This window comes from Enterobacter sp. BNK-14 (genome assembly GCF_047456095.1).
GTDB classification, from domain to species: Bacteria; Pseudomonadota; Gammaproteobacteria; order Enterobacterales; family Enterobacteriaceae; genus Enterobacter; species Enterobacter kobei.
The window spans coordinates 966,316-983,746 of record NZ_CP179897.1; the positions used below are offsets into that span (position 1 = coordinate 966,316).

General features: G+C 52.1%; 19 protein-coding genes and 3 tRNA genes. 12 read left to right on the top strand and 10 right to left on the bottom strand.

What is annotated here, in order from left to right:
- Positions 1-715: 715 nt before the first annotated feature.
- Both ACMGGM_RS04650 and ACMGGM_RS04655 read left to right on the top strand, forming a co-directional pair.
- A complete protein-coding gene (locus ACMGGM_RS04650; RefSeq protein WP_014884361.1) occupies positions 716-1,219 on the top strand; it encodes a non-heme ferritin-like protein in 504 nt (167 codons plus the stop codon).
- Positions 1,220-1,373: 154 nt separating this feature from the next.
- Positions 1,374-2,717 carry an anaerobic C4-dicarboxylate transporter gene (locus ACMGGM_RS04655; protein ID WP_014884362.1) on the top strand — a complete coding sequence of 448 codons (1,344 nt, stop codon included), beginning with the start codon at positions 1,374-1,376 and terminating at the stop codon, positions 2,715-2,717.
- A 42-nt stretch (positions 2,718-2,759) separates the two neighbouring features.
- Here ACMGGM_RS04655 and ACMGGM_RS04660 read toward each other — a convergent pair whose 3' ends face one another.
- Complete coding sequence (locus ACMGGM_RS04660; protein WP_014884363.1) at positions 2,760-3,011, bottom strand: DUF2766 family protein; 252 nt, start codon at positions 3,009-3,011, stop codon at positions 2,760-2,762.
- Positions 3,012-3,119: 108 nt separating this feature from the next.
- A complete protein-coding gene (gene azuC / locus ACMGGM_RS04665; RefSeq protein WP_014884364.1) occupies positions 3,120-3,203 on the bottom strand; it encodes a stress response protein AzuC in 84 nt (27 codons plus the stop codon).
- A 237-nt stretch (positions 3,204-3,440) separates the two neighbouring features.
- Between azuC and yecR the strand changes: the two genes are divergently transcribed.
- Positions 3,441-3,779 carry a YecR family lipoprotein gene (yecR, locus tag ACMGGM_RS04670; protein WP_014884365.1) on the top strand — a complete coding sequence of 113 codons (339 nt, stop codon included), beginning with the start codon at positions 3,441-3,443 and terminating at the stop codon, positions 3,777-3,779.
- A 197-nt stretch (positions 3,780-3,976) separates the two neighbouring features.
- Positions 3,977-4,474, top strand: coding sequence for a non-heme ferritin (gene ftnA, locus ACMGGM_RS04675; RefSeq protein WP_014884366.1), 498 nt, complete (start codon positions 3,977-3,979; stop codon positions 4,472-4,474).
- Between the two features lie 36 nt (positions 4,475-4,510).
- Here the strand turns inward: ftnA and ACMGGM_RS04680 are convergent, their stop codons facing one another.
- Positions 4,511-4,852: a hypothetical protein gene (locus tag ACMGGM_RS04680; RefSeq protein WP_023338446.1), complete on the bottom strand. Its 342-nt coding sequence runs from the start codon at positions 4,850-4,852 to the stop codon at positions 4,511-4,513.
- Between the two features lie 231 nt (positions 4,853-5,083).
- On the opposite strand from ACMGGM_RS04680, the gene tyrP reads away from it, so the two are divergent.
- A complete protein-coding gene (tyrP, locus tag ACMGGM_RS04685; RefSeq protein WP_023338447.1) occupies positions 5,084-6,295 on the top strand; it encodes a tyrosine transporter TyrP in 1,212 nt (403 codons plus the stop codon).
- A 34-nt stretch (positions 6,296-6,329) separates the two neighbouring features.
- Here tyrP and ACMGGM_RS04690 read toward each other — a convergent pair whose 3' ends face one another.
- A complete protein-coding gene (locus tag ACMGGM_RS04690; protein WP_014884369.1) occupies positions 6,330-6,998 on the bottom strand; it encodes a YecA family protein in 669 nt (222 codons plus the stop codon).
- Positions 6,999-7,411: 413 nt separating this feature from the next.
- Here ACMGGM_RS04690 and ACMGGM_RS04695 point away from each other — a divergent pair, with 413 nt between their 5' ends.
- The 7 genes from ACMGGM_RS04695 (at position 7,412) to ACMGGM_RS04725 (ending at position 13,222) form a co-directional block, all read left to right on the top strand.
- Positions 7,412-8,533, top strand: coding sequence for a branched-chain amino acid ABC transporter substrate-binding protein (locus tag ACMGGM_RS04695; RefSeq protein WP_023337447.1), 1,122 nt, complete (start codon positions 7,412-7,414; stop codon positions 8,531-8,533).
- Between the two features lie 99 nt (positions 8,534-8,632).
- Complete coding sequence (locus ACMGGM_RS04700) at positions 8,633-9,547, top strand: ABC transporter permease subunit (RefSeq protein WP_014884371.1); 915 nt, start codon at positions 8,633-8,635, stop codon at positions 9,545-9,547.
- Positions 9,548-9,558: 11 nt separating this feature from the next.
- Positions 9,559-10,833, top strand: a complete 1,275-nt coding sequence (livM, locus tag ACMGGM_RS04705) for a high-affinity branched-chain amino acid ABC transporter permease LivM (RefSeq protein ID WP_023337448.1) — start codon at positions 9,559-9,561, stop codon at positions 10,831-10,833.
- Complete coding sequence (locus ACMGGM_RS04710) at positions 10,830-11,705, top strand: ATP-binding cassette domain-containing protein (protein ID WP_014884373.1); 876 nt, start codon at positions 10,830-10,832, stop codon at positions 11,703-11,705. Before livM ends, ACMGGM_RS04710 begins: the two co-directional genes overlap by 4 nt.
- Positions 11,702-12,418, top strand: a complete 717-nt coding sequence (locus ACMGGM_RS04715; protein WP_023337450.1) for an ABC transporter ATP-binding protein — start codon at positions 11,702-11,704, stop codon at positions 12,416-12,418. The genes ACMGGM_RS04710 and ACMGGM_RS04715 overlap by 4 nt, the downstream gene beginning before the upstream one ends.
- 231 nt (positions 12,419-12,649) lie before the next feature.
- On the top strand, positions 12,650-12,868 hold the full coding sequence (locus tag ACMGGM_RS04720; RefSeq protein ID WP_023337451.1) for a cold shock domain-containing protein: 219 nt from the start codon (positions 12,650-12,652) through the stop codon (positions 12,866-12,868).
- 126 nt (positions 12,869-12,994) lie between these two features.
- Positions 12,995-13,222 carry a hypothetical protein gene (locus ACMGGM_RS04725; RefSeq protein WP_023337452.1) on the top strand — a complete coding sequence of 76 codons (228 nt, stop codon included), beginning with the start codon at positions 12,995-12,997 and terminating at the stop codon, positions 13,220-13,222.
- 371 nt (positions 13,223-13,593) lie between these two features.
- Here ACMGGM_RS04725 and ACMGGM_RS04730 read toward each other — a convergent pair.
- From ACMGGM_RS04730 to uvrY, 6 genes are all read right to left on the bottom strand, one after another.
- Positions 13,594-13,680 (bottom strand) — tRNA-Leu (locus ACMGGM_RS04730).
- Between the two features lie 11 nt (positions 13,681-13,691).
- Positions 13,692-13,765, bottom strand: a tRNA-Cys gene (locus ACMGGM_RS04735).
- Between the two features lie 46 nt (positions 13,766-13,811).
- A tRNA-Gly gene (locus ACMGGM_RS04740) sits at positions 13,812-13,887 on the bottom strand.
- 152 nt (positions 13,888-14,039) lie between these two features.
- On the bottom strand, positions 14,040-14,588 hold the full coding sequence (pgsA, locus tag ACMGGM_RS04745; RefSeq protein ID WP_008500348.1) for a CDP-diacylglycerol--glycerol-3-phosphate 3-phosphatidyltransferase: 549 nt from the start codon (positions 14,586-14,588) through the stop codon (positions 14,040-14,042).
- A 56-nt stretch (positions 14,589-14,644) separates the two neighbouring features.
- On the bottom strand, positions 14,645-16,477 hold the full coding sequence (gene uvrC / locus ACMGGM_RS04750; RefSeq protein ID WP_045135356.1) for an excinuclease ABC subunit UvrC: 1,833 nt from the start codon (positions 16,475-16,477) through the stop codon (positions 14,645-14,647).
- The gene (uvrY, locus tag ACMGGM_RS04755) at positions 16,474-17,130 is read right to left on the bottom strand and encodes a UvrY/SirA/GacA family response regulator transcription factor (protein ID WP_023330806.1); all 657 of its coding nucleotides are present in this window, start codon (positions 17,128-17,130) and stop codon (positions 16,474-16,476) included. Before uvrY ends, uvrC begins: the two co-directional genes overlap by 4 nt.
- Positions 17,131-17,431 lie beyond the last annotated feature (301 nt).

Sequence of the window (17,431 nt, forward strand, 5' to 3'; positions counted from 1 at the left end):
GGCATTAGCGCTTACCTCGTCATAAGCGTTATTGCTGGTGATAGTTTTAGCGGGAAATTAATCATCCATAAGAGAGCCCCATCACACCGCAGAATTACAGTAATTGCGTACATAAATTCAGCGAAAAATGACATAAAAAAGGCAGGATTTGTCAGACAAATAAAAGAGGGGTGAGCAGAATTATCCATAAGATTAGCTAAGAAGTCCCCGATGCCATTAGACCGGTCACGCCGGGGCTAAGGGTTGAAAGGAACATCCTGCTTTCCATCAAAAAAACACACTCGCGCTGAAAATATATTTTCCGGCAAAAATTGATTTAGCGCAATTTTAATGAAACATCATATATGCGAAATGAATTATCTGTATTTATTGCTTTCCCAGATAATTATTCCGGCGCAATACACCCGAAACACAAACCGCAGCACTAAAAACAGACTATCTTTTTATTATCAGTAAGATAGTGAGATTTCATTTCATGGGAATCTATTTGCATATTTGTACTATATTAAATTTTGTAATGTATGGTAAAAACAGCGGGATTAAGACTTTTCTTAAATTAAAGACAACGGTATGCTTATTTATATCGAACACAGGAAGTGAATTTCGGTCAGCTTTGGCTCTGCAGAATCTCTTTTTCTGCTCTATTTCTTCGTATTTGCCTGGCGCTCAGGTTAAGCAACGGACATCACGTCCCACAGTCTATAAGGATATGAGTATGGCTACCCAAACGATGATGCAAAAACTTAACGCGCAGATGAACCTTGAGTTTTACGCCTCAAATCTGCACCTTTACCTCAGTGCGTGGTGTTCCGAGAAAAGCCTTACGGGCTCTGCCACGTTCTTTCGTTCACAGGCCCAAAGCAACGTCACCCACATGATGCGCGTCTTTAATTTCCTGAAAGCGGCGGGGGCAAACCCGGTTGTTAAAGCCCTGGAGGGGATCAACGATAATTACTCTTCTCTGGAAGAATTGTTTGAAAAGACGCTGGAAGAGTATGAACAGCGTTGCACGACGCTCAACAAGCTGGCCGATGAAGCCAGAGCGCAGCATGACATGACCACGCTGAAATTCCTGCGCGATATGGATAAAGAGCAGCAGCAGGACGGAATGCTGCTGAAAACCCTTGCGGACGAGATCCATAATGCGCAACAGGCAGGTTTGTGCCCGGAACAAACCGATCGCCACCTGCTCGACATTGTCACAGTGCAGCATCACTGACGCTTTTGACCTGCTCCCGTTCGGAGCAGGTTACCTTCCCTGCGCCAACCTTCTGCTTTTGCTGAGATTTAACAAATCAGATCTCGCTCCCAATGATTAACCACACAACATGTAATGATTTATTTAATTACATAATCATTGACGAGGGAGCAGCATGATCACCATTGAGTTTATTGTCATTCTTCTCTGCCTGCTGACGGGTACACGTTTCGGCGGCATGGGGCTTGGGTTAATCAGCGGGATTGGCCTTTTTATTTTGTGTTTTGTCTTTGGTCTCCAGCCCGGCAAGCCGCCGGTTGACGTGATGTTGACCATTCTCGCCGTGATTGGTTGTGCAGCCACCCTGCAAACTGCCGGTGGGCTCAATGTCATGATGCAATTTGCCGAACGCCTCCTGCGCAAACATCCGCAGCACATCACGCTTCTCGCCCCGTTTACCACCTGGATGCTGACCTTTCTCTGCGGTACCGGCCATGTTGTCTACACCATGTTCCCCATCATTGCGGATATCGCCCTGAAAAAAGGGATCCGACCCGAGCGCCCAATGGCCGTGGCATCGGTAGCATCGCAGATGGCAATCACGGCATCACCGGTTTCCGTCGCCGTCGTGTCGCTGGTCTCCATCCTGGCCGCCCAGCATGGGATCGGTCACGCGTGGGGGATCCTGGAAATACTCGCCGTGTCGGTTCCCGCTTCACTTTTTGGTGTCGCCATTGCTGCCCTGTGGAGTTTACGCCGCGGGAAAGATTTGTCTGACGACAGGGAGTTTCAGGAAAAACTAAAAGATCCAAAGCAGCGTGAGTTTATCTATGGCGGTACGGAGACGTTAATGAATCAACGTTTTCCGAAGCAGGCTTACTGGTCGACCTGGATTTTCTTTGCCGGTATTGCCGTGGTTGTCCTGCTCGGGGCCTTCCCCGAACTGCGCCCCGCCTTCGAGCTGAAAGGCAAAATGACGGCGCTGTCGATGAACCTGGTCATTCAGATGATGATGCTCATTGCCGGTGCCGTGATGCTGATGGCCTGCAAGGTCAATGCCTCAGCCATTTCTAACGGCGCGGTATTTAAGGCCGGTATGGTGGCGATTTTCTCGGTGTTCGGGGTGGCGTGGATGAGCGATACCTTTTTCCAGGCGCATCTCGACGAGTTAAAACTGGCGCTGGAAGGCGTGGTGAAAAGCCATCCGTGGACGTATGCCATCGTGCTTTTCCTGGTGTCGAAGCTGGTGAACAGCCAGGCGGCTGCCCTGACGGCCGTGGCGCCAATGGGGCTGATGCTGGGGATCGATCCAAAAATGCTGATCGCCTTTTTCCCGGCGTCATACGGCTATTTTGTTCTGCCGACCTATCCCAGTGATTTAGCCTGCATCGGCTTCGATCGCTCAGGAACCACCCGCATCGGCAAATTCATCATTAACCACAGCTTCATTCTGCCTGGGTTAATCGGTGTGAGCTGCGCGTGTGCGGCGAGCTACCTGCTGGTACAGACTTTCTTTTAAAGGCATCAACGGGCGACTTACGCGGTCGCCCGTGTGCAGATATTAATGCGACTCGCCCTGCGGGGTGAAGCGCAGCTCAATCAGCGCGATGGCTTTCTGGATCGCACGAAGCGTCACCGGGTCAGCGGCGGCAGGATGGCTGGTGAAATCAATGTTTCTCAGCTGCGTGGACATCTTCTCGCGGACTTCAACCGGGGCAATGACATCCAGAACATCAAGGATTTGCTTAATAACCAGCTGACAGGCAACAACGTCAGAGACCAGTTCCTGATCGGCGCTCAGGTTTTGTGACATGGGGCTTCTCCTTATTTAAAGGCCGCCATAGTATCAAAACGCAGCCCCTGACATCTCCCCTTCGTCACCAGCAGGGACAAAAAAACCCGCCGAAGCAGGTTTTTTTTATCAGAACATGGCGCCCGGCGGCACGTCTTTAAAGGTGCGGCAGTAATTGGCCCACATACTTTTGAGGATTTTGCGCAGTTTCATTGTGATGCTCCATTAACTTGTCATACAGCTTTATCGTCAATGCGCCTATAATATGACCACCATCACAAAAATCAATGTTTTTGTGATGTGCATCACAATTCAATTTACTGCAACACCTGTTAGCCAGCAAAACCGCGAACAAAATCAAAGAGAGAAGGCAGATCGTCCGGCTATTCCTGGCATTGGGCTACGTCTCTGCGGGTACGATAACGTATCTCCATCCACTCAGAGCGAACCATGAAAAGAGTCATCGTAGCCGGTACGATCCTGCTGCTCGCGGGATGCAGCGTTAACCGTCAGGCGGAAATCAGTAGCCTCGACGCGCCAAACGGCATTGTCCGCCTCGATTACGGTCAGGCCGTGCTGCAAAATGCCTGGTCTGACGAATATGTAAATAACGGCACCGCAGTGAAAGCCTGCCAGGGTATGGGGTATGCCACCGCCTCTGCCTACGGGCAACCCGTCAAAACCTGTACGCTGATAAGCGGCTCTTTGTGTCTTAACGAAAGCGTGACCATTCAGTATAAATGCATGGGTTATGCCGTTAACCCTAAGTCAAATAATCCCTGGTATTAATCCAAGCTGCCAGCGTTTGCTGGCACTTTATTTAACTAAGAACAAAAACAATTCGCATTAATATAAAACCGACAATGCGTTTTATTCCCATTCGTATTTTGAAGTAATGAATATTTATTTTACGTTTTGCAAATAATTAAATAACAAATTATAGTGTCGCTCATTGTGAACCAGTAATAATAACCCGGAGCGTCACCATGCTGAAAACTGAAATGATCGACAAGCTCAATGCGCAAATGAACCTTGAGCTCTTTTCATCCCTTCTCTACCAGCAGATGAGCGCCTGGTGCAGCTACCACAGCTTTGAAGGTGCGGCCGCGTTTCTGCGTCGCCATGCGCAGGAAGAGATGACCCACATGCAGCGCCTGTTTGATTATCTGACCGACACCGGCAGCCTGCCGCGCATTGAGACCGTGGCCTCGCCTTTTGCCGAGTATAATTCTCTCGATGAACTGTTCCGCGCCACCTACGAGCACGAACAGCTGATCACGCAGAAAATTAACGAACTGGTTCATGCGGCAATGACCAGCCAGGATTATCCAACCTTTAATTTCCTGCAATGGTATGTGGCAGAACAGCATGAAGAAGAGAAGCTGTTTAAATCCGTGCTGGATAAATTATCCCTGGTGGGTAAATCAGGTGAAGGTCTTTACTTTATTGATAAAGAACTTTCCACTCTCGATACACAGAATTAATTTCAACGCGGTGCGGGTTTCCTGCACCGCGTTAATTTACATACATCCTGCGCAGCTGGTACAGCGCCAGTCATGGGGATTGACGGCCTGATAAAAATAGCGGTAGCTGGCCGTCTCAAGCGGAATACCCACCTCGAAAAACAGGTCTGTCAGCCAGTCAACGTTTTCGATAATCCACTCATCTTCCTGTAAGCCTTGTGCAAAGGTTTCATCTTCAGGATCAATAACCGAATAGATTGCCCAGGTGCCCATATCCTTTTCACGGCGGGACTCAGGCAGCGTCAGAGGCTGGTTCTGCCAGCTTATTATCCAGTGTCCATGGCACAACAGATTGCCTCCCCGGCTCCATGCCGCCGTAAATGGATTCTCCCCCGCCATAAAAAATCCTCACATTATTTTATTATTTGCACGAGTTGTTTACGTTACGCCTGAAATTTGCGCCGTGACATTGCTCTTATGAAGTAGGCATCGCCCCATTAAGGATCACAGTACGCCAAACCTGTAAATATTTAATTACACACCTTGTAACGGTGATTTGACGAATTACGGCTTTTCCCTTACTCTGCGCCGCAGAAATTGTCGCGATTCACCATCGTTGTAGAGGAAAGCGTGAAAAACAGAACCCTGGGAAGTATTTTTATCGTCGCCGGAACGACGATTGGCGCAGGAATGCTGGCAATGCCCCTGGCTGCTGCAGGTGTGGGATTCGGGATGACGCTGCTGCTTCTTGGCACACTCTGGGCGCTGATGTGTTACACCGCGCTGCTATTGCTTGAGGTTTACCAGCACGTGCCCGCCGACACCGGTCTGGGTTCACTGGCGGCGCGCTACCTGGGACGCTACGGTCAGTGGATAACCGGCTTTAGCATGATGTTCCTGATGTACGCCCTGACTGCCGCGTATATTAGCGGGGCCGGGGAGCTCATCGCCTCCAGCGTCAATGACTGGTTTGGCTCTGACATTACCCCGGCGACGGGGGCAATCTTCTTTGCGCTCATCGGCGGCGGCGTGGTCTGCGTGGGGACCTCGCTGGTCGATCTGTTCAATCGTTTTCTCTTCAGCGCCAAAATTCTGTTTCTGATTGTCATGCTGGTCCTGCTGGCACCGCATGTGCACAAGGTTAATCTGCTGACGTTGCCGCTGGAAAAAGGGCTCGCGCTTTCCGCTATCCCGGTGATTTTCACCTCGTTTGGCTTCCACGGCAGCGTACCGAGTATTGTCAGCTATATGAACGGTGATATTCGCAAGCTGCGCCGCGTGTTTGTTATCGGCAGCGCGATCCCGCTCATCGCCTATATTTTCTGGCAACTGGTGACGCTGGGCAGCATTGACTCTTCAACCTTTATTGGACTCATGGCGCAGCACGCTGGCCTGAATGGTTTTCTGCTGGCACTTCGCGAGGTCGTCACGTCTCCTCACGTGGAGCTGGCGGTCCACCTGTTTGCCGACCTGGCGCTGGCGACCTCGTTCCTGGGCGTGGCGCTCGGCCTGTTTGATTACCTGGCCGACCTGTTCCAGCGTCGCAATACGGTTAGCGGGCGGTTGCAGACGGGGGTAATTACTTTCCTGCCGCCGCTCGCGTTTGCGCTGTTTTACCCACGCGGGTTTGTGATGGCGCTGGGTTACGCCGGCGTGGCGCTGTCGATCCTGGCACTGTTACTCCCTTCCCTGCTGGCATGGAAGAGCCGCCAGCAGCATCCTCAGCAGGGGTACCGCGTGGCGGGAGGAAAACCGCTGCTGGGCATTGTGTTTAGCTGTGGGGTGGTGATTATTCTGGTGCAGGTATTGATTGCCGCCGGCATGTTGCCGGAAGTGGGTTAAATAAAAAAAGGGGCTATCTTTAGCCCCTTTTTTATCAATGCAAACAGCAGCTCTTAAACTTCTTCCCGCTGCCGCAAGGACACGGATCGTTACGCCCGACCTTCGTGCCGTTCACAATCGGCTTCTTTGCTTCCGGCTGCTGCGGGTTATCTACCCAGTATTGATATAAACGCAGTGCCGCTGGCTGGATGCGCTCAATGCTGGCGATATAGTCTTCTTCGCTCAGTTCATCAAGCTTCTCGCTGTTCTCTTCCGTACCGTGCAGGGCAATCACCTCGAGATCGGCCTTCAGAGACTCCGGCAAGGCTGACCAGTCCGTCAACGCCACGCCGCGCATATAGCCATAGCACCACTCTTCCACCACGGTGTAGCTCTCACCGTCGACGTCGTTATATCCAAACATCGGCTCAAACTGGTCCGGGTATTCGCTCAGCCGCTCAGCAATGTCGTTCATATGCTTAAAGCAGAGATCGATAAAACGGTTCATTTCACGATCGTTTTTCCAGCGCGGAATGTATTTCTCCCCGCCCCACACGGCCACCAGCCAGGTATCTGGCTCAACGACAACAGGGCCGGAAAGCACTGCGGTAAGCATGCCGTCCAGTTCGGATACATCAATCACGGACGCATCGTCATGGCCGTAAGACATGAGAGTCTCTTCCAGCCATGCCATTTCGCTTTCATTTAATGGACCTTCCGTCATCGCGGACACTCCTGATAAAAAGGAAAAGATCCTAACACAGTTCTTACGCCGTTCCCGGCTGAAGTTTAGGTCTTTATTGCTGCAAAAGTGTGCAAATCGTGACCCTTGCACAACTTATGGGCTTTAATGTTAACGATATGTGATCTCCGCTGTAATTTCTTCTCCTGCCGCAGGGCGGCAGAACGCGGCGCTCTATACTCAAAGATGTCATAACCCCGTCAAGGGGTTAACCATTCTGGCAACGTTTTTGCTTGCTGTTCTTCGCGCGACGCTGCGCATGGAAACCTCGCCGTATCATGCAGGATGCCGTTCGTTTAGTGCATTTTGTTCTTGCCCGTGTTTTGGATTGGCTGCGCCCTGGGCGTTCAGGTTTACGCCGTGGTGCAAAAACCTCTTTGCTAAGGAACATAATAATGTCGCTGAAATTAATCAGAACTCCCCTGTCTCTTGTGTTAGCTGGTTGTCTGGTGACGGCGTTTTCCGCCCGGGCAGATATCGTGATTGGTGTCGCCGGGCCGTTTACGGGACCCAATGCCACCTATGGCGATCAGTACTGGCACGGCGCAACGCAGGCCGCTGAAGATATTAACGCTGCCGGCGGGATTAACGGTGAGAAAATCAAGCTGGTTCAGGGTGATGATGCGTGCGAGCCTAAACAGGCCGTGGCTGTCGCCAACCGCTTAGTCGACCAGGATAAAGTCAACGCCGTTGTCGGCCATTTCTGCTCCTCATCGACCATGCCCGCCTCTGAGGTGTATAGCGATGCGGGGATCATTTCCATTACCCCCGGCTCGACGAACCCGCTGATCACCGAACGCGGTATGAGCGATATGTTCCGCATGTGCGGCCGCGATGACCAGCAGGGCCAGGTTGCCAGCGACTTCATCATTGATAAGCTGAAAGCCAAACGCGTGGCGATCATTCACGATAAAGACACCTATGGGCAGGGGCTGGCAGACGCCACCAAAGCGGCACTGGCGAAACGCGGGATCAAGGATGTGATGTACGAGGGGTTATCGCGCGGTGAAAAAGACTTTAACGCGCTGGTGACGAAGATTGGCGCGCAAAAACCGGACGTGGTGTTCTTCGGTGGCTGTCACCCGGAAGCCGGTCCGCTGGTTCGCCAGATGCGTGAACAGGGCGTGCAGGCGAAATTCTTCTCCGGCGACTGCATTGTTAATGAAGAGATGGTGACGGCGGCGGGCGGTCCACAGTATACCAACGGCATTTATATGACTTTCGGTAAAGATCCTCGCCTGATCCCGGACGGTAAAGCAGTGATTGAGAAATTCCGCGCCGCTAAATTTGAACCGGAAGGTTACACCCTCTACTCCTATGCTTCCGTGCAGGCCATTGCTGCTGCGTTTAAAGCCACGGGCGGCAAGGACTCCGCCAAAGCCAGCGAGTGGCTAAAAGCGAATACGGTCGACACGGTGATGGGTAAAAAAGCCTGGGACAGCAAGGGCGATCTGAAAGTCTCCGACTACGTGGTTTACCAGTGGGACGACAAAGGAAAATATAAGGAAGTGCAGTAACGGGACGGAATCACGCTCAACGTCGGCGGGCCTGCCTGCCGGCGCGTAATAAACATCAGGCTGCACACCATGTGCAGCCTATAAAACGAGCGCGCTAAGATGAGTACATTCTTCCTGCAGCAGTTAATCAATGGCTTAACGCTGGGCTCCGTCTACGGCCTCATCGCCATCGGCTACACCATGGTGTATGGCATTATCGGGATGATCAATTTCGCCCACGGCGAAGTGTATATGATTTCCGCTTACCTCTGCGCCATTGGCCTGGCGCTACTCTCTTTCTTCGGCCTGCAGTCATTCCCCCTGCTGATACTGGGAACGCTGGTATTCACCATTGTCGTTACGGGGGTGTACGGCTGGACCATCGAGCGTATTGCTTATAAGCCGTTGCGGAATTCTACGCGCCTGGCGCCGCTTATCTCTGCCATCGGGATGTCGCTTATCCTGCAAAACTACGCGCAGCTGAGCCAGGGGCCGCGCCAGCAAGGGGTGCCAACCATGCTCGACGGCGTACTTCGTCTGCATCTGGGCGAAGGTTTTGTGCAAATAACTTATACCAAAGTATTTATCCTGGTCGCCTCGTTTGCCGGCATGCTGGTGCTGACCTGGATAATCAACCATACCCGGCTGGGGCGGATGTGCCGCGCGGTACAGCAGGACCGTAAAATGGCCTCCATTCTGGGGATCAACACCGACCGGATTATCTCCCTGGTCTTTGTCATTGGTGCGGCCATGGCGGGCCTGGCAGGTGTGCTCATCACCATGAATTACGGCACCTTTGATTTCTACGTCGGGTTTGTGATTGGCATTAAGGCGTTTACCGCAGCGGTGCTCGGCGGGATTGGCTCCCTGCCGGGCGCGATGCTCGGTGGGTTGATTCTGGGCGTCGCCGAGGCGCAATTTTCCGGCATGGTGAACTCCGATTATAAAGATGTGTTCTCGTTTGGCTTGCTGGTCTTGATCCTGATTTTTCGCCCTCAGGGTCTGCTTGGCCGCCCGATTGTCGCCAAAGTGTGAAGGAGAATACGATGACCTCTCACGGCTTTTCGCTTAAGCGCTGTATTCTGGACGCCATTTTTTCCGGCCTGATTGCGTTAATCATTTTTGGCCCGATTGCCGGCGTGGTGCTGGACGGATACAGCTTTAACTTCGCCGGGCAGCGACTCGCATGGATAGTCGGCATCGTTATGCTGGGTCGTTTTCTGCTGAGCGCTTTTTTAAGTACCGCCCCAGGTGCACGTTTTCAGGCACGTTTTGAAGCCGACAGCGCAGGTGTTTATGTCCGGCCACCGGAATACAAAAGCCGCATGCGCTGGATTATTCCCCTGGTGATTGCCGTTGCCATTTGCTTCCCGTTTGTCGCCACCAAATATGTGCTGACCGTCGCCATTCTCGGACTGATCTACGTGCTTCTCGGGCTGGGGCTGAACATCGTCGTGGGTCTGGCGGGTTTGCTGGATCTGGGGTATGTCGCTTTCTATGCGATTGGTGCGTACGGCCTGGCGCTGGGGTATCAGTATCTCGGCTTAGGCTTCTGGAGCATGCTGCCGCTGGCGGCCATTATGGCCGCTGCCGCGGGCGCCCTGCTCGGTTTTCCGGTACTGCGCATGCACGGTGACTATCTGGCCATTGTCACCCTCGGGTTCGGGGAGATCATTCGCCTGATCCTGAACAACTGGCTGACGTTCACCGGCGGGCCTAATGGCGTGTCGGCCCCTCCTCCTACCTTTTTCGGCCTTGAGTTTGGACGACGCGCAAAAGAAGGCGGCGTGCCTTTTCACGAGTTTTTCCACCTCACCTATAACCCGAACATGAAGTTTATCTTTATCTATACGGTGCTGTTTCTGGTGGTAATGCTGGTGCTCTATATCAAGCACCGCCTGACGCGGATGCCGATCGGCCGGGCGTGGGAAGCCCTGCGGGAAGACGAAATTGCCTGTCGCTCCATGGGGCTCAATCATGTGCTGGTCAAGCTGTCGGCCTTTACGCTGGGCGCATCGACTGCGGGCATCGCCGGGGTATTCTTCGCCACCTATCAGGGGTTCGTGAACCCGACATCGTTTACCTTCTTTGAATCCGCGCTGATCCTCGCCATTGTGGTACTGGGCGGCATGGGGTCTACGCTTGGCGTGGTGCTGGCCGCCTTTGTGCTGACGGTCACGCCGGAACTGCTGCGCAGTTTTGCCGAGTACCGGGTCCTGCTGTTTGGCATGCTGATGGTGGTGATGATGATCTGGCGTCCACGCGGTTTGATCCGCATTAACCGCAGCGGATTTGCCGTGCGTAAGGGCGTCGCGCCATGAACGAAACGATATTGCGCGTTGAACATCTGATGATGCACTTCGGCGGGATTAAGGCGCTAAACGACGTCAACCTGGACGTGCAGCGTGGTTCCATTACTGCCCTGATTGGGCCAAACGGGGCGGGAAAAACCACCGTATTTAACTGCCTGACAGGCTTCTACAGAGCCTCCGGCGGCAATATTTTATTTACCAGCCGCAATAAGACGACCAACGTCATTCAGGTACTCGGGCAAAAATTTCAGCCGGGTGACTGGATTAACCCCGCGCAGTTCGGGCAGCGTCTGTTCTATAAAATGTTTGGCGGAACCCACCTGGTCAACCGCGCCGGGCTGGCGCGCACCTTCCAGAATATCCGTCTGTTTCGCGAGATGTCGGTCGTGGAAAATCTGCTGGTCGCACAGCATATGCGCGTTAACCGTAATCTGCTCGCCGGGATCGTTAATTCCCCGGCCTACCGTCGGGCTGAAAGCGACGCCCTCGACAGAGCGTTCTACTGGCTGGAAGTGGTCGATCTGGTGGACTGTGCCAATCGCCTGGCGGGGGAGATGTCGTACGGTCAGCAGCGGCGCCTGGAGATTGCCCGGGCAATGTGTACCGGACCGGAGATGATCTGTCTCGACGAACCTGCCGCCGGGCTAAACCCGGTTGAAACGCATAAGCTGAGCAGCATCATTCGTTTTCTGCGGGATCATCATGACATCACGGTATTACTGATTGAGCATGACATGGGGATGGTGATGGAGATTTCGGACGATATTATCGTGCTCGACCACGGTGACGTGATTGCCAGGGGGAAACCCGCGCAGATCCAGCATGATGAAAAGGTCATTGCCGCCTATCTTGGCACGGATGAAAGCGAGGTCACCCTATGAGCGAACCGCTGCTGGCCTTCCGCGAGGTGGATGTGTTTTACGGCGTGATTCAGGCGCTGAAAGAGGTCTCACTTGAGGTGAATACAGGAGAAACCGTGGCGCTGATTGGCGCAAACGGCGCGGGTAAATCGACATTACTGATGTCCATCTTTGGCCAGCCGCGTATCCGCAACGGACAGATCCTTTATCGCGGCGAAGACATCAGCCATAAATCCACCCACTACGTCGCCTCCGGCGGCATTGCGCAGGCACCTGAAGGCAGACGTATCTTTCCGGATATGACCGTCGAAGAGAACCTGCTGATGGGGACCATCCCGATTGGCAACCAGTTTGCGGCCGAAGATATGCAAACGATGTTCGATCTGTTCCCTCGCCTGAAAGAACGGCGTAAACAGCGCGCGATGACCCTGTCCGGCGGAGAACAGCAAATGCTGGCTATCGCCCGGGCGCTGATGAGCCGTCCGACGCTGCTGTTGCTGGATGAGCCCAGCCTGGGCTTAGCCCCGATTGTGGTGAAACAGATTTTCCAGACGCTGCGCGAGCTGGCCCGCAACGGGATGACGATCTTCCTGGTGGAGCAGAATGCGCACCACGCGCTGAAGCTTTCCGATCGCGGGTATGTGATGGTTAACGGGCAGATCCGCCTGAGCGGCAGCGGCGAGGAGCTGCTGGGCAATCAGGAGGTGAGGAAGGCGTATTTGGGTGGGGTGTGACGTCGGCTTAAGCGGGTCCCAAAGGGCAAAAATAAAATTTGCTTATTAGCCCATCCCATGCCTTAATGATCGCGTTGGTTCGATACAATATTTTATATGCGGTATTTTTCCAGTCAGTCCTCTTAACCAGGCGCTATCTCTGATATCCCCTCCTTTTGAGTTCATACGTATACGTTTATACGTTCCCTATCATAACGTTGTTATTCTAAACGTCTTCAAATGGAGTATTTTATGTCATCCAGGATCTTAGGTCTGGTCAAGTGGTATAACGAAGATAAGCGCTTTGGATTTATCTCCCCTCTCGATGGAAGTAAAGATGTATTTGTTCACTTTTCTGCCTTACAGGAAGAAAGTGTCAATACGCTTTTCGAAGGCCAAAAGGTCGAATTCGCTATTATTGCCGGTAATAAAGGCCCAGCGGCAGCCAACGTAATGCTCTGCGATAAGTAATATTATCATTGCGCTACGACGACGATGAGACCTTTAGCAAGCAAACGGCCCTTTGTGGAAAAATATAAATAGAACCCCATTGGAAATTTGCGGCTTGAAAAACAACGACAAAATACAAGGTGATATATGAAAAAAGTGATCGTTTTTTTTAATGGAAAACCTTGCAAAGCTATCTCGGTACTTAAAGGGGTTACATCAATACGTGAAGCGTATCCCAACGGAGAAGAAGTCAATCTACAGATCATGTCGGCAGGTTTCCCGTCCTTAACAGGTGACCATGAGGTTATCTATGTTGCATCTGATCGGGAACTGGCCTCACAGGAAATCTTTGATGCAGCCTCTAAATATTTGTAACTATCGGATTTTACGGTTCTAATTTTAGAAAACTGTTACGCTTTACCATCATTATAATAACTATGCATCATTCTTATCGCCTGCTTTATGTAGGCTTTTTTTTATGAAGCCTACCGATACACCAGTGTTGCCTCGACTCCTGCCGTTTTTCATCATTTCACCAGCAGTAACATAATCACATTTACGTAACGGCATAAGTAAAAAGACATAGTCCAGAAAGCACTTCATGATTGAAGAGTAAAAATGGTGCGGTAGGCAGGCGGGGAAAAAATGACAATTACTAATAAGTAACATAGATTTCAAACACAAAAAAACCACCTTTCGGTGGTTTCACGACACTGCTTATTGCTTTGATTATTCTTTGTTTCCCATGGTAGCCGGAGTGGGACTTGAACCCACACAGCGCGAACGCCGAGGGATTTTAAATCCCTTGTGTCTACCGATTCCACCATCCGGCCAGGGAAGAAAGTGGAGGCGCGTTCCGGAGTCGAACCGGACTAGACGGATTTGCAATCCGCTACATAACCGCTTTGCTAACGCGCCGTAAAACTTTTCTAACTGACACCCGCTACTGCGCATGTCTTTAATCTGGAGCGGGAAACGAGACTCGAACTCGCGACCCCGACCTTGGCAAGGTCGTGCTCTACCAACTGAGCTATTCCCGCATGTCATCAAGTCAACTTCTAAACACTTGATTTCATTATCGTCCGGCTTGCTGTGCCGCCGTTCGATGCGTTGCATTCTACTGATATGACGTTATGAGTCAACGTTATTTTTTGCTTCCCTGGATCGTTTGCTGAAAATTACGGCGAAACGATCACTGATCAAGCAAATCCCCGCGCGCAGCGTTCAAATATTGCAGCATTGACCACAGCGTCAGCACTGCCGCTACCCACAGCAGACCAATTCCCGCCCACTCAACCCAGGCGTTTGGACGCCAGAGCATCCAGACCAGCGCCGCCATCTGTGCGGTCGTTTTCACTTTCCCGATCCAGGAGACCGCCACGCTGCTGCGTTTACCCAACTCCGCCATCCACTCACGCAGCGCAGAAATGATGATTTCACGGCCGATCATGGTTGCCGCAGGCAGCGTCACCCACCAGGTATGATAGTGTTCAGCCACCAGCACCATCGCGATAGCAACCATGACCTTATCCGCTACGGGATCGAGAAACGCGCCGAAGCGGGTGCTTTGATTCCAGCGACGCGCCAGATAGCCATCAAACCAGTCCGTTACCGCTGCGATAAGGAAGATCAATGCGCAGGCAAAAGGTGCCCACACAACCGGCAGATAAAACGCCAGCACGAAGAACGGAATGAGTACAACACGAAAGAGAGTGAGCAACGTAGGGATATTATATTGCATAGTGACGGTAACTATTTGTTGTCAGTAAAATTTAGCTCTATGTTGCTACAGAGCCCTCAATGTTTCAACGAGTAGTAGATCTTTTCTGCCAGCCCTTGCGAAATACCCGGCACTTTTGCAATTTCCTCCATGCTGGCGTTGAGTAATCCTTGCAATCCGCCCATATACTTCAGCAGCATCTGGCGACGTTTTGGCCCGACGCCCTCAATGGTTTCCAGAGTACTGGTATTTTTCACCTTCGCCCGTTTTTTACGGTGCCCGCTGATAGCATGGTCGTGCGATTCATCGCGAATATGCTGGATGACATGCAGCGCCGGGGAGTCTGGCGGCAGACTGAAGCCCTCACCTTCCGGTTCGAAGAACAACGTCTCCAGACCCGCCTTACGATCGGCCCCTTTCGCCACACCTAACAGCAGCGGATGGTTTTTGTCCCACTCAACGTCGAGTGATTCAAATACCGCTTTCGCCTGGCCAAGCTGGCCTTTACCACCGTCAATCAGGATCACATCCGGGATCTTGCTCTCTTCAATCGCTTTACCGTAACGACGACGCAGCACCTGATTCATGGCGGCATAGTCGTCCCCCGGCGTAATGCCGGTGATGTTATAGCGTCGATACTCGGCGCGCAGCGGGCCATTAGCATCAAACACGACGCAGGATGCTACCGTCTGCTCACCCATCGTATGGCTGATATCGAAACACTCCATACGTTTCACTTCCGGCAACTTCAGGAGCGTTGCCAGCGCGGTTAACCGCTGGCTGACCGTCGATTGCTGAGACAATTTTGTGGTCAGCGCCGTCGCCGCGTTGGTCCGCGCGAGCTTAAGATAACGCGCCCTGTCGCCGCGGGGTTTGGTTTGTACGTTGACCCGACGGCCCGCCAGCTCGGAAAGCGAATCGGCCAGCAGGGTTTTATCGTCAAGGTTGAAATCGAGCAGGATCTCCGAGGGGAGCGTGCGCATCTGGCTTCCCTGTAGATAGAACTGGCCGACAAAGGTTTCCACCACTTCCCCCAGCTCGGTACCACCAGGCACTTTGGGGAAATAGCTGCGGCTGCCGAGTACCTTGCCCTGGCGGATAAACAGCACGTGAACACAGGCCATTCCGGCGTCAAAGGAGACGCCGATAACGTCGAGATCGTCACCGGTATTCGAGACAAACTGTTTCTCGGTGACCCGGCGCACCGCCTGAATTTGGTCACGGATCCGTGCGGCCTCTTCAAACTCAAGTGCGGCGCTGGCTTTTTCCATCCGCGCGATCAGCTGGGTTAACACCTGATCGTCTTTTCCGGCTAAGAACAGGCGTACATACTCCACCTGCTGGGCATACTCATCTTCACTGACCAGCCCGGCAACACAGGGGCCCAGGCAGCGACCAATCTGGTACTGCAGACAAGGACGCGAGCGGTTACGGTAGACACTGTTTTCGCACTGACGAATCGGGAAGATTTTTTGCAGCAGTGCGAGCGTCTCCCGCACGGCATAGCCATTCGGGAAAGGACCAAAATATTCCCCCTTCGCGTGTTTTGCACCACGGTGCATCGCCAGACGCGGATGGGTATCGCCACTCAGGAAGATAAAGGGATAGGATTTATCGTCCCGCAACAGCACGTTATAGCGCGGCTGATAGAGCTTTATATAATTGTGCTCAAGCAGCAGAGCTTCGGTTTCGGTATGCGTGACGGTGACATCAATATTATGAATGAGAGAGACCAGCGCTTCAGTCTTACGGGAGGCAAGGTTGCTGCGAAAATAGCTGGAAAGGCGTTTTTTAAGGTCTTTCGCCTTCCCCACATAGATAACCGTACCGCCAGCGTCATACATCCGATAGACGCCAGGCTGGCTGGTTACCGTTTTCAGAAATGCTTTTGAATCGAACACATCACTCACTGACTTAACAACGTCTCCGCATTACATAAACCATGTCGGATGGCCAGATGAGTCAGTTCAACATCACCATGAATGTTCAGTTTACTGAACATTCGATAACGATAGCTGTTCACCGTTTTCGGGCTGAGGTTCAGCTGTTCCGAGATCTCATTTACCTTCTGACCTTTCGTGATCATCAGCATAATCTGCAATTCGCGCTCAGACAAACTGGCAAACGGGGACTCGTTTTTCTCGGGTTCGATCTGGCTCAAAGCCATCTGTTGCGCAATGTCAGAGGCGATGTAACGCTGCCCGGCAAACACGGAGCGGATGGCATTGACGACCTCCTGCGGAGCGGCACCTTTGCTCAGGTAACCGGCCGCACCCGCCTGCATCACTTTCGCAGGCAGTGGATTTTCAGTATGCACGGTCAGCATGATGACTTTGGTATCTACGAAGGTACGCGCAATTTTGCGCGTTGCCTCAAGGCCACCGATGCCGGGCATGTTCATATCCATCAGCACCACATCGGCGGAGTTTGTGCGGCACCATTTTACGGCATCTTCCCCACAGCACACCTCTCCGGCAACTTTAATCCCTTTTATATCTTCAAGAATGCGTCGTATCCCTGCGCGCACCAGTTCGTGGTCATCAACAAGAAGGACGTTGATCAAAGGAAATGTCTCCAGAATAGGGATAACGCTACTGAGTGATAATTTGGTTTATATTAACGGTTTTCCTCACAAGATTAAAACGTTAAAAAATCGGCTATTCGATTTTGCTCTCGTTTTTGGAAATTAGCCTGTACAGTCCGTGGAAAGAGAGTCCTTGCCATCAGGGCTTTTGCGCTTTTTTTTAAGCATCCGTATTCAAAAAGTTACAAAAACCTTGCTCCTTTTCCTCGGGGAAAACAGTTTTCAGATTTTTGTAACAATAATTAACGGTAAGCAAACCACTCATAAACAATTAATAGTC

Coding starts and splice junctions, on each gene's coding strand:
- ACMGGM_RS04650 (WP_014884361.1), top strand. CDS start 716: ATGGCTACCCAAACGATGATGCAAAAACTTAACGCGCAGATGAACCTT.
- ACMGGM_RS04655 (WP_014884362.1), top strand. CDS start 1,374: ATGATCACCATTGAGTTTATTGTCATTCTTCTCTGCCTGCTGACGGGT.
- ACMGGM_RS04660 (WP_014884363.1), bottom strand. CDS start 3,011: ATGTCACAAAACCTGAGCGCCGATCAGGAACTGGTCTCTGACGTTGTT.
- azuC (WP_014884364.1), bottom strand. CDS start 3,203: ATGAAACTGCGCAAAATCCTCAAAAGTATGTGGGCCAATTACTGCCGC.
- yecR (WP_014884365.1), top strand. CDS start 3,441: ATGAAAAGAGTCATCGTAGCCGGTACGATCCTGCTGCTCGCGGGATGC.
- ftnA (WP_014884366.1), top strand. CDS start 3,977: ATGCTGAAAACTGAAATGATCGACAAGCTCAATGCGCAAATGAACCTT.
- ACMGGM_RS04680 (WP_023338446.1), bottom strand. CDS start 4,852: ATGGCGGGGGAGAATCCATTTACGGCGGCATGGAGCCGGGGAGGCAAT.
- ACMGGM_RS04690 (WP_014884369.1), bottom strand. CDS start 6,998: ATGACGGAAGGTCCATTAAATGAAAGCGAAATGGCATGGCTGGAAGAG.
- ACMGGM_RS04695 (WP_023337447.1), top strand. CDS start 7,412: ATGTCGCTGAAATTAATCAGAACTCCCCTGTCTCTTGTGTTAGCTGGT.
- ACMGGM_RS04700 (WP_014884371.1), top strand. CDS start 8,633: ATGAGTACATTCTTCCTGCAGCAGTTAATCAATGGCTTAACGCTGGGC.
- livM (WP_023337448.1), top strand. CDS start 9,559: ATGACCTCTCACGGCTTTTCGCTTAAGCGCTGTATTCTGGACGCCATT.
- ACMGGM_RS04710 (WP_014884373.1), top strand. CDS start 10,830: ATGAACGAAACGATATTGCGCGTTGAACATCTGATGATGCACTTCGGC.
- ACMGGM_RS04715 (WP_023337450.1), top strand. CDS start 11,702: ATGAGCGAACCGCTGCTGGCCTTCCGCGAGGTGGATGTGTTTTACGGC.
- ACMGGM_RS04720 (WP_023337451.1), top strand. CDS start 12,650: ATGTCATCCAGGATCTTAGGTCTGGTCAAGTGGTATAACGAAGATAAG.
- ACMGGM_RS04725 (WP_023337452.1), top strand. CDS start 12,995: ATGAAAAAAGTGATCGTTTTTTTTAATGGAAAACCTTGCAAAGCTATC.
- pgsA (WP_008500348.1), bottom strand. CDS start 14,588: ATGCAATATAATATCCCTACGTTGCTCACTCTCTTTCGTGTTGTACTC.